The organism is Salinimicrobium xinjiangense DSM 19287 (genome assembly GCF_000423585.1).
Lineage (GTDB): Bacteria > Bacteroidota > Bacteroidia > Flavobacteriales > Flavobacteriaceae > Salinimicrobium > Salinimicrobium xinjiangense.
The window spans coordinates 41,203-54,906 of record NZ_AUIG01000001.1 but is presented as its reverse complement, the minus strand read 5'-3'; the positions used below and the strand labels follow the sequence as shown (position 1 = coordinate 54,906).

Below are 13,704 nucleotides of genomic sequence, written 5' to 3'. Positions count from 1 at the left end.
AGAGGGAGAACATGAAAAGACTGGAAAAAAAAGTAGCGATTGTGACCGGAGGTGCCACAGGAATTGGGGAAGCGATCTCTAAATTATTTGCCGCAGAAGGAGCCGAAGTGCTGGTAGTGGGAATGCCGCAGGATCCGGTAAAAGATGTAATTGGTGATATTAAAAAATCCAAAGGAAAAGCCATAGGATATTCGGCCGATATTTCTTCGGAAGAAAATGCCAGAGAAGCTATAGAAACAGCAGTTAAGCATTTTGGAAAGCTCAACATTCTAATTAATAATGCGGGAGTATATCCGGAGGTAAACACCATCGATGAATATTCACCGGAAGCTTTTGACAATCTTATAAAGAACAATCTTAGAACTGCATTTTTAATGACAAAATATGCCATTCCTCATCTTAAGAAAACCCGTGGCTGCATAGTCTCTGCAGGTTCGGAGGCAGGCAAGATCGGTATTCCAAATGTTAGTCCCTATGGCGGCACTAAAGGATTTATCCATGCCTTTATGAAAGGAGTGGCCGCAGAGCAGGCAAAAAATGGCATAAGAGCTAATTGCGTGGCTCCCGGACCTATTGATACCGCCTGGACCCATAAGGAGACCAGTGATATCAATAAGAAAATTGAAAAACAGATGATGAGTGCCACTCCCCTGGGTCGTCGCGGTACGCCCGAAGAGATCGCCAATGTGTACCTCTTCCTTGCATCAGATGAAGCATCTTATGTAACCGGAGCTGTCTTTTCTGCCGATGGGGGAATTACCATAGGTAAAGGCCCTGTAGGTGACGAAGTACCTTCTAAACTTAAAAAAGAACCTAAAGGAAATCTAAAACTAAAGCATCAAATGGATGGTGCCACAAACATGAGATAAATATTATGGCTTTAAAAGCACTCTTTTTAAACTGTACACTTAAAAGATCACCCGAAACTTCAAATACTTCGGCCTTTATTGATCTGGCCAGTAAAATGTTTGCCGAACTAAATGTGGAAACGAAAGAAGTAAGGGTTGTAGATCAAAATGTAAAATTCGGAAATACTTCAGATGAAGGCGATGGAGATGGCTGGCCCTATATTCTTAAAAAAGTAAAGGAAAGCGACATCATGATCATCGCCACTCCCATTTGGAGAGGAGACAGAAGTGCTGTCGCCAAATTAGTAGCAGAACGTTTTGACGGCATCTGGGAAGAAGCCGATGAAGAAACCGGCAGGTATCCCACATTTAATAAAGTTGCCGGCATAATGGTTGACGGAAATGAAGACGGTGCTAAAAAGGCCATTTCCAGCATCTGTTTCGACCTGTCCGAACATGGGTTTAGCATTCCCGTAAATGCGTTCAGCTATTATGTTGGTAAGGCAGGACCCGGGCCTGCGTATATTGAAGCCAAGGGGAACCGGCATTTTTTTACCAACCGTAACTTATATCACATGGTTCACAACCTGGTGCACCTTGCAAAGGTGCTAAAGGAAAATCCTTACCAGACCAATGTGAAGGAACTTAAACAAAAGGCAGAAAAAATAAGCGATACAGAAAACTAACCCTGAAAACCAACCATTATGCTAAATTGGCTAATACATATTTTTATTGATGCCGGAGTACTTTTAATTGCGGCAAAAATGTTACCCAAAGTGGAACTTAAAGGCTGGAAAACAGCCATTATTGTTGCTTTCATCATTGGGATCCTCAGCTTCTTTTTAAGCTGGATACTTACGGCTGTTCTTAATATTGCCACTTTAGGGATTTTTTATTTCCTCGGCCTTGGTTTTATCACCAGAATAATAGCCTATGCGATCATTATTGAACTGGCAGATAAACTCAGTAAAGATTTTAAAACTCACGGGTTTATGCCCTCTCTTTGGCTGGCGGTAATAATAGCCATCGTGGGCGCCATTGTCGACTGGATCATTTTATAATCCGGCAAGCCCTGCTAAAAAATTTCAGTTTTAAAACTGGCTATTAGAGGATGTCCTTTAGGGCAGCATGATTAAAATCAAAAACCCGGAGGCTTACTCCGGGTTTTTATTTCCATGTGGTCATCTTCAGACTTTTGATTTTATCTGGTTCTTGCCCGAAGGTACTGGTTAGGCCACTCAATATCGGCTTCCAAAGCGGCAGCTGCTTCGAGCGGAAAATATGGATTTCTAAGCAATTCCCTTCCCATAAAAACCATATCTGCCTGCTCCTGTTGCAGTACTTCTTCTGCTTCCCAGGGCGTTGTGATCATTCCTACAGCAGCCGACATTATTCCGGCTTCTTTCTTTATTTTTTCAGAGAAGGGCACCTGGTATTTCTTTGCTACGGGAATGCGCACATCGGGCACCAGTCCGCCCGAAGAGCAATCGATGAGATCCACGCCCTCTTCTTTTAGCAGTTTTGCCAGTTTCACCGACTCCTCTTCATTCCAGCCGCCTTCGGCCCAGTCTTTGGCAGAAATCCGAACAAATAACGGGAGTTCTTCAGGCCATTCGTCTTTAACGGCACGGGTTACTTCAAGCAACAATCTTGTTCTGTTTTCAAAAGATCCTCCATATTCATCATTCCGATGATTGCTTAGAGGGGAAAGGAATTCGTGCAGCAGGTATCCATGGGCGGCATGGATCTCCACCACTTTAAAACCCGCCAAAAATGCCCTTTTTGAGGCCTCTCTAAAATTGAATATTACTTTTCTAATCCCGGCAGCATCCAGCGCTGCAGGAGCAGGGTTGTTCTCGAAAAATGGAATCGCCGAAGGGGCAACCGGCTGCCAGCCTCCCTCCTCCTCTTTTATTAATCTTCCGCCTTTCCAGGGGCTGGTGGTGGAAGCTTTTCTGCCGGCATGTGCCAGCTGAATTCCGGGAACACTCCCCTGCCCTTCCAAAAATGCAGTTATTTCTTTCAGCTTTTCTATGTGCTCATCTTTCCAGATCCCAAGATCATCGGGGGTGATACGGGCTTCGGGCGAAACTGCTGTAGCTTCAGAAATAACAAGTCCGGCACCACCCACAGCACGGGTGCCTAGATGTACGAGGTGCCAGTTATTGGCAAAACCGTCTTTACTGCTGTACATACACATGGGGGAAACTCCAATGCGGTTTTTAAATTCAACGGATTTTATTTTAAATGGCTTAAAAAGCACAGGGGATTTTGTAGTCATTTATTATTTTGTTTTCCTCTCAAAAATAGTGAAAACTGCGAGTGTTTTTGCAGCCTGCCCAATAGGAAAACTATATTCACAGATCAGCCGAAACAATTTCCTTTTAAGCTAAAAAATTTAATAAGCTTCAAAAATGCCATTTTTGAAGCTTTTATTTTTCCGTGAATTTTTTTGCAATATCTTAGCCGTAAGACTGCTATATGCCCGTAAAACAAGTTTTTCCTTTATCCAAACTTACAGAAGCCATTGAAAATGTGATCAACAGGCACTGCAGCAAAGTGGTTTGGGTAAAAGCAGAAATAGTTAAACTAAATCATTATCCCGGCACCGGACATTGTTATCCCGATCTCGTGGAGAAAAAAGACGGCAGGATCATAGCCGAACTGCGGGGAAATATCTGGAAGAGCAATTTCGATCTTATCAATGAAAAGTTTAGAAATGTATTGAATGAAGATCTACGGGACGATATGACCGTGGTGGTACAGGCAACGGTGACTTTTCACTCTGTTTATGGTCTTGCTTTGAACATCCTGGATATAGATCCTGAATACACCCTTGGGGAACTTGCTAAACAGCGGGCCGAGGCTATTAAAAAATTAACTGCAGAAGGGCTTTTTGAAGCCAATAAGCAACAGCTTCTTCCCATGTTGCCAAAAACCATTGCTGTTATTTCAGTTAACAGCAGTAAAGGCTATCAGGATTTTATAAACGTGATCGAGAGCAATCCATGGGATTATAAATTTCACACCAGGCTTTTCCCGGCCATACTTCAGGGGGAACGTGCTGTTTCAACGATCACCGCTCAACTTAAAAAGATCGCGAAGCACAGGAAAGTTTTCGATGCCGTTGCTATAATTCGTGGTGGAGGCGGGGAAATTGGTCTCAGTTGTTATGATAATTACCAGCTGGCAAAAGAAATCGCCCAATTCCCGCTGCCCGTTTTAACGGGGATAGGGCATTCCACGAACGAGACCGTTAGTGAACTTGTGAGTTATAAGAGCTTTATAACTCCTACGAAAATAGCGGAGTTTCTCCTTCAGGAATTTCACAATTTTTCAATACCCGTAAATGATAACATGGTAAGGATTAAAAACGCCGCCAATTTGCTTTTTGAGAGGCAGGAAACCCAACTGGCCCGCCTTTCAAGTTCCTTTGGCTATTTAGCCGACAGGATCCTGAACAGGGAAAAAAACCAACTGGCTTCCCACCAGCAAAGTATAAGAGTAGAAACCAGGAATCTAATAAGGCAGGAAGCTTCAGAATTAAATAATCTCTCCACTTCAGTTGAATTACTTTCCCCAAAAAATATTTTGAAAAGAGGCTTCAGCATCACCAGAAAAAATGGGAAAGTTGTTAGCAACGTCACTGTTCTTCAACCCGGAGACCTCGTTGAAAACGAATTCTTTAAAGGAAAAGCTTCCGCAGAAATAAAAAATACCGAAATACAATAATGGGAACAAAAATAACTTATACAGAAGCCTTTGAGGAATTACAGCAGATTGTTAGGGAGCTGGAAAATGCCGAAATAAGCATTGATGAACTGGATACCAGAGTGAAACGCGCTTCTACTCTTCTCAAGATTTGCAAAGAGAAACTTCACAAGACGGAGCAAAATGTCCTGGAAACCTTAAAATCTCTGGATCCGGAATAAATAGACCGGCCTTATTATTTAATTCCATATGATAAATATTCTTCGTATTTTGCCGATTGCTATAGAAACAAATTAATTCAGCTTTTATCGAAGTTAAACCTACTCACGATTTATCTGGCGACATCGCTGCCATAAATCAAATTTCTATTGTTCCACAATTGCTGGAAGTTATTTGTCGCACAACAAAGTTACGTTTTGCTGCCATTGCAAGAGTAACTGAGGAGCGATGGGTAGCCTGTGCTACTATGGACAATGTTCCTTTGGGATTAAAACCGGGGGACGAACTGGAAATAAAGAATACGTTCTGTAACCAGGTCCACAATACAGGGGAGGCCGTGATCTTTAATGATGTTAAAGAAGAGGGTCCTTATAATGACCATCCCATCGCTAATATCTATGGAATCCAATGTTATATCTCGGTTCCCATTTATAAAAAAAATGGTGATTTTTTCGGAACTCTTTGTGCTCTTGACTCTGTTCCGGGGAAGATCGATAACCCCGAGATCAAAGGAATGTTCAAGCTCTTTACAGAGCTCATAGCTTTTCATCTTGAGACTGTGGAAGAAATCAAAAGAGCTGAAGATAACCTCAGGGAAGAAAAGGAAATAGCGCAACTTCGGGACCGGTTTATCGCCATCCTTGGGCATGATCTTAAAAATCCCATTGCTACCATGCGCATGAGTGCAGATATTCTTCTTAAAATGTCAAAAGAGGAACTTACACTTAATCACGCTTCGATGATCAAATCCGGTTCCTATAGGATGCAGGCGCTTATTGATAATATTCTTGATTTTGCAAGAGGGCAAATGGGAGAAGGAATAAGTCTGGAAAAAAGGGTTCACAACGGCAGTCTTATAGCAATGATAAAGCAGGTGATCAAAGAAACCAAAACTCAGGCGCCGGACAGGGAAATAAATTTCTCCTGCCAACTGGAACATGACGTAAGCTGCGATATTAATCGTGTGGGACAATTGCTATCCAACCTCCTTAGCAATGCCAATCAACACGGTCATCCGCAGGCACCTATAGCCGTTAATGCAAAAACAACCGGAGAGCATTTCATTTTACAGGTTTCAAATACCGGAGAAAAAATCCCGCAGGAGGCTCTTAAAAATCTTTTTAAACCCTTCTACAGGGAAAGCGAAGACGCTAACAAAAAAGGACTGGGTCTGGGACTTTTTATAGCGGCAGAAATAGCTAAAGCTCATTACGGAGATCTTAATGTAAGCTCGACAGAAAAGGAAACGACTTTTATTCTAGAGATACCTCATAATTAAAAGGGACTGAGTAAGACTGACCATTGTGTGGTGAAAGTATTGGTTGCCCCTTACCAGTTATGCTTTAAAGAAACTCACTTAATTATTTTTTCAGGTTGAAATTTTTGTTGTCAGGGAAAAGAATCAATTTTTCCGGGCCATGCTCCAGGGAGGGAGCCTTTTATAGCAAAGATCTCTTTATTAGACCTGAAAAGGATTTATTTGAGCGAGACTGTCCATGAAGAGACCCCGAAAAATCTTAAAGCTTGATCCCTCCTTTTTAATTTAGGTCAAATGCATTTAAAGCACGGAAGGCAAGGCTAACGGTATTTTCGAATTATTTAACCTGGAAAAAGGGGGTAAAGTTTCTATTTTCCAAAAGCTCTCATAAATCTTTCTAAAGCCTGCACTTCCCATGTTAAGTGTTTATTAAGCAACTTGCAGGCAGCTCTAAGTCTTTTTATATTAGATACATACAAAAAAATCTGACTATGAAAAGAAATACACAGGCACAGCTAATTTCCCTTCCATTACCGGGACATCAAAAAACAATTGTCATATTATTTATTTCACTTCTTCTTAGTCTGGCTGCACTGGCGCAAAAACCTACAGTGAGAACAGATGCGGGAGATATTAAGGTTCATAAGATCGCGGAAAATCTTGATCATCCCTGGGGAATGGCTTTTCTCCCGGATGGACGGCTCCTGGTGACAGAAAGAGCCGGGACTTTAAGAATACTGGAAAAAGACAGTACAGTGAGTCAGCCACTATCAGGAACTCCCAAAGTCTTCGCGCAGGGGCAGGGAGGAATGCTGGATGTAGCTCTTCATCCGGATTTCGAACAGAACAACTACGTTTATCTATCTTTTGCTGAACCCGGAGCGAACAACACCGCTTCAACCGCCCTGGGAAGAGGAAAGCTCCAGGGAAATTCCCTTCAGGATTTTGAAGTCATCTTTAGGATGGAACCAAAAATGGAAGGTCCAAACCACTTTGGAGGCCGGATTGTTTTCACTTCAGACAATGAGATCTTTCTCACCCTTGCTGAAAGATTTAAGTTTGACCCGGCGCAGGATCTTTCTAACCACCTGGGAACAGTTGTTCGTTTAAAAGAGGACGGTACAGCTTCTGCAAAAAATCCTTCTTTTGACGAGGCAGGCGCTCTAAAAGAAATTTGGTCCTATGGCCATAGAAATATTGAAAGCGTAGCCATAAATCCTGAAACCGGTGATCTCTGGGTAGCCGAGATGGGCCCCATGGGGGGAGATGAATTTCAACCCGCAGAGGCCGGTAAGAATTACGGTTGGCCCGTGGTGAGCTGGGGAGATAATTACGACGGAAGCGAAATTCCCAATCCTACAACCCGTCCCGAATTTACCGATGCAGTTATTCACTGGACACCAACTATCTCTCCTTCCGGAATGATCTTTTATGATGGGAACATGTTTCCAGAATGGAAGAATACTATGATGATTGGAGGTCTTACCTCCACCGGAATTGTTCGCGTGGAAGTTGATGGACAAAATGCAAAAGAAGTAGAGCGAATTCCGCTGTCTGTAAGAGTAAGAGATGTGGAACAGGGACCCGATGGTGCAATTTGGGTGCTTACAGATGAAGACAATGGAAAGATCCTTCAGCTTAAGCCGGTGAAATGAAAATATCCACTTACAATGTGAACGGGATCAATGCCCGGCTACCAATTCTGCTTCAGTGGCTAAAAGAAACTAAACCTGATGTGGTATGTCTTCAGGAGCTAAAGTCACCAGATGAGAAAATTCCGAAGTCAGAAATATTAAATGCAGGCTACCAGGCCATCTGGCATGGTCAAAAACGCTGGAATGGTGTGGCTATCCTTGCCAGGGAAGATCTGGAAATTCAGGAAATGAGCCGCGGCCTGGAAGGAGATCCCGAAGATGAACAGAGCCGGTATATTGAAGCGGTAATAAATGACGTGATCATTGGTTGCCTGTATCTGCCTAATGGAAATCCCGCTCCCGGGCCAAAATTCGATTATAAGCTGAGATGGTTCCAACGCCTGACGAAAAGGGCAAAACAATTGCTTGATCAGGATGTCCCGGTGGTGCTTACAGGAGACTACAATGTCATGCCTACCGAAAAAGATGTTTATAAACCCGAAAGATGGGTGGATGACGCTTTGTTTCGACCCGAAACGCGTGCGGCCTTTCACGATCTGGTAGCACAGGGCTGGACAGATGCCATCCGGAAATTATATCCCGATGAAACGATCTATACTTTTTACGATTACTTCCGGAATGCTTTTCAAAGGAACGCCGGGCTGCGTATAGACCATTTTCTGCTGAGTCCGCAGTTAAGAGACCGGCTAAAGGATGGCGGAGTAGACAAACAGGTGCGTGGCTGGGAAAAGACCAGCGATCATGTGCCTGTCTGGATCGAACTGGCGGAATAGATTTGTGTAGATACTCCGGGTGCTATTTTTCTGAAAAGCCAAATTGTAGAGATAATCACCAGGACCAGAAAAGTGGGTATGATAAATACAACCGGTATGACATTCACTCCCGTCATTGCCATGGCAATAATTTTTGCCACTAAGGCCGTCATTAAAAAACAGAGAAACACCAATGTCACTGCTGCCATGAGATATCCGATATTTCTGTTTTTGTAAAGCAAAAGTCCGGAGACAAAACCAATCGGAAGAAAAATAGAAAGATCCAGCCCCTGTACCGTGAGGCTGGTATAATGCTCGACTGATGCCGGAATGATCGTACCGTCCACTAAAGGAGTAACAATGATCTCCAGCCAGAGTAAAGCTATAGCGGCAGAAAGGAACATGAGAAAGCCTCCTATTAATTTTCGCTTTAGGCCCGGAAGAAATTTTTCCCTTAATCTACTGAGATCGACTTCAAAAAGAGTGATCATAAAAGCAAAGAATGATAAAGAGGTGATGAGCACATAAACCAGGAACATTGCGTTGAACATGCCCATGTTGATGTAGAATAAAAAAGTGAGAAAGAAAAAGTGCAAAACTCCCGCGTGGAATAAAATCGTTCTTAATTTCCCATTTTTGAGAAGGTAGGTAGAAATTAAAAGAGCAGGAATTGCGATAAAAAGCGTCACATAATCATGAGCAATTCCCTGCACAGCGACATCAGCCGACATGTGTTGGTATAATCCCCGGCCATAGATCTCTACCTGCTGACCACGGATAGATTCATAGAAATACGATTCCCCGCCGGTACTATAAAATATCCCTGCTGCCGCTGCAATACCGGCAAAGACTGCAGTCAAAACCGATAAAATTGAAATGATCCTGAAGTTTTTCATTTTAATTTGAATTTTTCAAGAGACAGGTAAATTTCAGAATTTAAAGGAATAAAAACCCTGACAAATATCAAGACAGAGAAGAAAATCCTTTGAAAAGGAAAACAGAAGAGGTCCCAAAAATGCCATTTTTGAGCCCTCTCTTCCGTTCATTTTAATGCCTAAAAAACCTGCGAAGCAATTGCCTTAATATTGGAACTTTTACCCATGGAATAATAATGTAGTACAGGAATGCCTGCAGCTACAAGCTCTTTGCTTTGCTCTACACACCATTCAATTCCCACCTGGTGTACATCTTCATTATTTTTGCACTTCTCCACTTCCCGCGTAAGATCATTTGGCAGATCCACATGAAAACGGTGCGGGATCATAGTAAGGTGCTTTTTTGTGGCGATAGGTTTTAATCCCGGAATGATAGGAACAGTGATCCCACTTTGTCTGCAATATTTTTCAAATTCGAAAAATTTTTTATTGTCAAAGAACATCTGGGTCACGACATATTCGGCTCCCGATTCAATTTTTGCTTTTAATCTCTCTATATCCTTTTCAAGACTTGGAGCTTCCATGTGTTTCTCGGGATATCCCGCCACGCCTGTACAAAAGTCGGTAGGATGTCCATTCTCAAGGGCTTCGTCGAGGAATCTTCCGCGGTTCATATCAGAAATTTGCTGTACCAGTTCATTGGCATAATTGTGCCCCTGAGGATCTGGAGTAAAATAAATCTCGCTCTTCACGGCATCTCCGCGTAAGGCCATTACATTCTTGATACCTAGGAAATCAAGGTCAATAAGGAAGTTCTCTGTGTCTTCTTTTGAGAATCCGCCACAGAGGATATGAGGAACAGCATCTACTTTGTATTTACTCTGAATGGCTGCACAGATCCCAACCGTTCCCGGACGTTTTCTCACCACTCTTTTTTCCAGCAGCCCCTTTGCACGCTCAATATAGACATATTCTTCGCGATGATAGGTGACATCTATAAAGGGAGGTTTGAACTCCATAAGCGGATCAATGCCATCAAAAATGGACTGAATATTTTGTCCTTTTAGAGGAGGTAGAATTTCAAATGAGAAAAGAGTTTTGTTTTTTGAAGCAGCTAAGTGTTCGGTTATTTTCATTTTTATTTATTCTGTTGTTCAGAAAATTCATTTTTTATTCATCTGCAATTGAAGGATTTAGCCATTTTTGAGCTTCCTTTAAAGAGATATTCTTTCTTTCGGCAAAATCCTTCACCTGGTCTTTGGTGATCTTTCCTACGCCGAAGTAGCGGGCTTCAGGATGCGCAAAATAATATCCGCTTACACTGGCTGCAGGCCACATTGCGAGACTTTCGGTGAGCTTCACTCCTATCCTCTCCTCTACTTTTAGGAGATCCCAAATTGTGAGTTTCTCGAGATGATCGGGGCAGGCGGGATATCCCGGAGCGGGCCGAATACCTTTATAGTTTTCTTTGATCAATTCATCATTACTCAAATCCTCATCGGGAGCATACCCCCAATCTGAAGTTCTGATCTTCTTGTGCAGATATTCCGCAAAAGCTTCAGCAAGCCGGTCGGATAGTGCTTTTATTAAAATCGAGTTATACTGATCATGGTCCTCTTCAAATTTTTTCGCCAGTTCATCGGTTCCAAAGCCGGCGGTTACACAGAAGCATCCAATATAATCCTGAATTCCTGTTTTATTTGGTGCGATAAAATCGGCCAGTGCAAAATTTGGTTTTCCCTCATACTTGCTCAGCTGCTGCCGAAGGGTCCTGAAAATGACATTTTTGGCACCTAATTCTTCAGCAGTAACTTCAATATCGTCATCATTTACAGTATTCGCAGGAAATAACCCATATACGGCTTTGGCTGTAAGCAGCTTCTCATCCAGGATCTTTTTCAGCAGCTCTTTAGCGTCATGGAAGAGCGAGGTGGCCTGCTCTCCCACTACCTCATCTGTAAGAATAGCGGGATACTTTCCATGCAATTCCCAGCTTCTGAAAAATGGCGTCCAGTCAATAAAAGGAATCAGCTTTTCCAGCTCCAGCTCTTCGATCACCTGTACTCCGGGTTTATTAGGTTTTATAATTTCAGTCTTTTCCCAATTGATCTGATACTTGTTCTCTCTTGCTTCAGAAATGCTCAGATATTCCTTGACCTTGCCTCTCTTCTTAAAGTTCTTCCTGAAGGTTTCGTATTCAGATTTAAGCTGAGCTTTATAGTCACCCCGGGTTTTTTCTTTGAGCAGGTCTCCAACCACGGTGACGGCACGGGAAGCGTCGTTTATATGTACCACCGCATTGCTGTACTGCGTATCGATCTTTACTGCAGTATGGGCTTTTGAAGTAGTAGCCCCACCAATCAATAGAGGGACAGTAAAACCCTGCCGCTCCATTTCCTGGGCGAGGAAGGCCATTTCATCAAGGGAAGGTGTGATAAGTCCGCTAAGGCCTATGGCATCAACATTTTCAGCTTTTGCGGTTTGAATGATCTTCTCGGGCGGAACCATGACCCCCAGGTCAATGATCTCGTAATTGTTACAGGCCAGCACCACGCTCACAATATTTTTTCCGATGTCGTGGACGTCACCTTTGACGGTGGCGAGGAGGATTTTTCCAGCGCCTCCGTGACCCTCTGCCCCCCGGCCCGTGGAGGAAGCTTTTGCCCCCCCGGCCCCCGAAGGGGGAGGTAAAGCTTCCTCCCCGGTTCTGGATTTAAGTATTGTTAAAATTTTATTTAGGACCTCGTCCAGATTCTTTTCAACCTCGTCATTGCGAAATCTTGTTACCTTAAAACCTTGAGCATTCAGCCATTGGCTTCGCTCTTCGTCGCTCTTTTTGTTTTCGGGTCGTTGGTGGATTAGTCCGTCGAGCTCAATGATCAACCTGTGTCTAAGGCAAAGGAAATCTGCAATGTATGGCCCGATGATGTGCTGCCTTCTGAATTTAAATCCCTCCAGCTTCTTATCGCTTAATGCCTCCCAAAGGACCTGTTCCGTCTGAGTTGCTTTTTCATACCTCATCTCCCTGGCAAATTTCTTCATAGCCCAATACATCTCAGGATCTGCAGTTCTCCAATACTCTTCTCCTTTGAGGACCCCAGCCCCCCGGCCCCCAGAGGGGGAGAGGGTCCTCTTCTCCTCCTCTATATAAGGTAGCAGGTGGGCCACAGCTCTTTTCATTACCCTGGCCGATTTCACTACCTGGGGCAGGAACATTTTTCCGCTGCCAAAAAGGTCACCCACAACGTTCATTCCGGTCATAAGTGGACCTTCAATTACATCTAAAGTTCGGGAAGAATTTTCCCTTGCGGCTTCCACGTCTTCCACGATATATTCGTCAATCCCCTTTACCAGCGCATGTGTAATTCGGTCCTGTAGTGGCTTTTCCCTCCAGGAAAGATCTGTTTTACTTTCTTTTGCTGTACCTACCACCGTTTCAGCAAAAGTCAGTAGTCGCTCGGTCGCGTCGTCCCTGCGGTCCAGGATCACGTCTTCCACATGCTCCAGCAGATCCTTCTGAATATTATCGTAAACGTCCAGCAACGCCGGATTCACAATACCCATATTCATTCCGGCTTTTATAGCGTAATACAGAAACACAGAATGCATGGCTTCCCGAACAGGATCATTTCCGCGGAAAGAAAAGGAAACGTTGCTGACTCCGCCGCTAAGGCTTACGTATGGCAGATTTTCCTTTACCCAGCGTGTAGCTTCAATGTAATCTATTGCATTTCGGCGATGTTCTTCCATGCCGGTACCTACGGGAAAAATATTCAGGTCGAGAATAATATCTTCGGGCGGAAAATTGGCTTTTTGAGTAAGAAGATCGTAGGAACGTTTTGCGATCTCTATCCGCCGTTTATAATCATCGGCCTGCCCTGTTTCATCAAAGGCCATGACAACCACGGCTGCCCCATAGCGCCTGATCTTTTTTGCATGGTCTAGAAATTCCTCTTCCCCCTCTTTTAAACTTATGGAGTTTACCACACACTTACCCTGCACCACCTGAAGTCCTGCTTCTATGATCTCCCATTTGGAGCTGTCGATCATAATAGGAATCCGGGCAATATCGGGTTCGGCTACGATGAGATTCAGAAACTTCACCATCGCTTCTTTCCCGTCAATGAGTCCGTCGTCCATATTGACATCCAGGATCTGGGCACCCCCTTCCACCTGATCACGGGCTACGGAAAGTGCCTCATCATATTTCTCCTCATTGATCAACCGCAGGAACTTCTTTGAACCCGCTACATTTGTGCGCTCTCCTACATTAATGAAATTGGACTCGGGAGTAACAACCAATGGTTCCAGTCCTGATAATTTTAAAAACCTCTCCTGCTTACCTTTCAAAAATGTGCTTTTCGATGTACTTTTTTCTTCGATCAT

Annotated in this window: 12 protein-coding genes; 8 read left to right on the top strand and 4 right to left on the bottom strand. The window is 43.4% G+C overall.

Going from position 1 to position 13,704, the window contains the following annotated elements; translation table 11 throughout:
• Window positions 1-11 precede the first annotated feature (11 nt).
• From G564_RS0100275 to G564_RS0100265, 3 genes are read left to right on the top strand one after another with little or no spacing between them, the layout of a single operon-like run.
• Window positions 12-869: an SDR family NAD(P)-dependent oxidoreductase gene (locus G564_RS0100275; protein WP_029035890.1), complete on the top strand. Its 858-nt coding sequence runs from the start codon at window positions 12-14 to the stop codon at window positions 867-869.
• A gap of 5 nt (window positions 870-874) precedes the next feature.
• Complete coding sequence (locus tag G564_RS0100270) at window positions 875-1,534, top strand: flavodoxin family protein (protein ID WP_029035889.1); 660 nt, start codon at window positions 875-877, stop codon at window positions 1,532-1,534.
• Between the two features lie 18 nt (window positions 1,535-1,552).
• Complete coding sequence (locus tag G564_RS0100265; RefSeq protein WP_029035888.1) at window positions 1,553-1,909, top strand: phage holin family protein; 357 nt, start codon at window positions 1,553-1,555, stop codon at window positions 1,907-1,909.
• A 140-nt stretch (window positions 1,910-2,049) separates the two neighbouring features.
• Here the strand turns inward: G564_RS0100265 and G564_RS0100260 are convergent, their stop codons facing one another.
• Window positions 2,050-3,129: an NADH:flavin oxidoreductase/NADH oxidase gene (locus tag G564_RS0100260; RefSeq protein WP_029035887.1), complete on the bottom strand. Its 1,080-nt coding sequence runs from the start codon at window positions 3,127-3,129 to the stop codon at window positions 2,050-2,052.
• Between the two features lie 200 nt (window positions 3,130-3,329).
• Here G564_RS0100260 and xseA point away from each other — a divergent pair, with 200 nt between their 5' ends.
• The 5 genes from xseA (at window position 3,330) to xth (ending at window position 8,464) form a co-directional block, all read left to right on the top strand.
• Window positions 3,330-4,580, top strand: a complete 1,251-nt coding sequence (gene xseA, locus G564_RS18165) for an exodeoxyribonuclease VII large subunit (RefSeq protein WP_051205200.1) — start codon at window positions 3,330-3,332, stop codon at window positions 4,578-4,580.
• Window positions 4,580-4,780, top strand: a complete 201-nt coding sequence (xseB, locus tag G564_RS0100250) for an exodeoxyribonuclease VII small subunit (RefSeq protein ID WP_029035886.1) — start codon at window positions 4,580-4,582, stop codon at window positions 4,778-4,780. Before xseA ends, xseB begins: the two co-directional genes overlap by 1 nt.
• 158 nt (window positions 4,781-4,938) lie before the next feature.
• The gene (locus G564_RS0100245) at window positions 4,939-6,057 is read left to right on the top strand and encodes a sensor histidine kinase (RefSeq protein WP_084625553.1); all 1,119 of its coding nucleotides are present in this window, start codon (window positions 4,939-4,941) and stop codon (window positions 6,055-6,057) included.
• Between the two features lie 470 nt (window positions 6,058-6,527).
• Window positions 6,528-7,691, top strand: a complete 1,164-nt coding sequence (locus G564_RS0100240) for a PQQ-dependent sugar dehydrogenase (protein WP_084625552.1) — start codon at window positions 6,528-6,530, stop codon at window positions 7,689-7,691.
• Window positions 7,688-8,464 carry an exodeoxyribonuclease III gene (gene xth, locus G564_RS0100235; protein WP_029035883.1) on the top strand — a complete coding sequence of 259 codons (777 nt, stop codon included), beginning with the start codon at window positions 7,688-7,690 and terminating at the stop codon, window positions 8,462-8,464. Before G564_RS0100240 ends, xth begins: the two co-directional genes overlap by 4 nt.
• Here xth and G564_RS18160 read toward each other — a convergent pair.
• From G564_RS18160 to G564_RS19675, 3 genes are all read right to left on the bottom strand, one after another.
• On the bottom strand, window positions 8,431-9,339 hold the full coding sequence (locus tag G564_RS18160; RefSeq protein WP_051205196.1) for a hypothetical protein: 909 nt from the start codon (window positions 9,337-9,339) through the stop codon (window positions 8,431-8,433). The genes xth and G564_RS18160 overlap by 34 nt on opposite strands.
• A gap of 158 nt (window positions 9,340-9,497) precedes the next feature.
• Window positions 9,498-10,454, bottom strand: coding sequence for a methylenetetrahydrofolate reductase [NAD(P)H] (gene metF / locus G564_RS0100220; protein WP_029035882.1), 957 nt, complete (start codon window positions 10,452-10,454; stop codon window positions 9,498-9,500).
• Between the two features lie 34 nt (window positions 10,455-10,488).
• Window positions 10,489-13,704 carry a vitamin B12 dependent-methionine synthase activation domain-containing protein gene (locus G564_RS19675; protein ID WP_029035881.1) on the bottom strand — a complete coding sequence of 1,072 codons (3,216 nt, stop codon included), beginning with the start codon at window positions 13,702-13,704 and terminating at the stop codon, window positions 10,489-10,491.

Excerpts from the sequence above, each read along its gene's own strand:
- G564_RS0100275 (WP_029035890.1), top strand. The coding sequence starts at position 12 with ATGAAAAGACTGGAAAAAAAAGTAGCGATTGTGACCGGAGGTGCCACA.
- G564_RS0100270 (WP_029035889.1), top strand. The coding sequence starts at position 875 with ATGGCTTTAAAAGCACTCTTTTTAAACTGTACACTTAAAAGATCACCC.
- G564_RS0100265 (WP_029035888.1), top strand. The coding sequence starts at position 1,553 with ATGCTAAATTGGCTAATACATATTTTTATTGATGCCGGAGTACTTTTA.
- G564_RS0100260 (WP_029035887.1), bottom strand. The coding sequence starts at position 3,129 with ATGACTACAAAATCCCCTGTGCTTTTTAAGCCATTTAAAATAAAATCC.
- xseA (WP_051205200.1), top strand. The coding sequence starts at position 3,330 with ATGCCCGTAAAACAAGTTTTTCCTTTATCCAAACTTACAGAAGCCATT.
- xseB (WP_029035886.1), top strand. The coding sequence starts at position 4,580 with ATGGGAACAAAAATAACTTATACAGAAGCCTTTGAGGAATTACAGCAG.
- G564_RS0100240 (WP_084625552.1), top strand. The coding sequence starts at position 6,528 with ATGAAAAGAAATACACAGGCACAGCTAATTTCCCTTCCATTACCGGGA.
- xth (WP_029035883.1), top strand. The coding sequence starts at position 7,688 with ATGAAAATATCCACTTACAATGTGAACGGGATCAATGCCCGGCTACCA.
- G564_RS18160 (WP_051205196.1), bottom strand. The coding sequence starts at position 9,339 with ATGAAAAACTTCAGGATCATTTCAATTTTATCGGTTTTGACTGCAGTC.
- metF (WP_029035882.1), bottom strand. The coding sequence starts at position 10,454 with ATGAAAATAACCGAACACTTAGCTGCTTCAAAAAACAAAACTCTTTTC.
- G564_RS19675 (WP_029035881.1), bottom strand. The coding sequence starts at position 13,704 with ATGATCGAAGAAAAAAGTACATCGAAAAGCACATTTTTGAAAGGTAAG.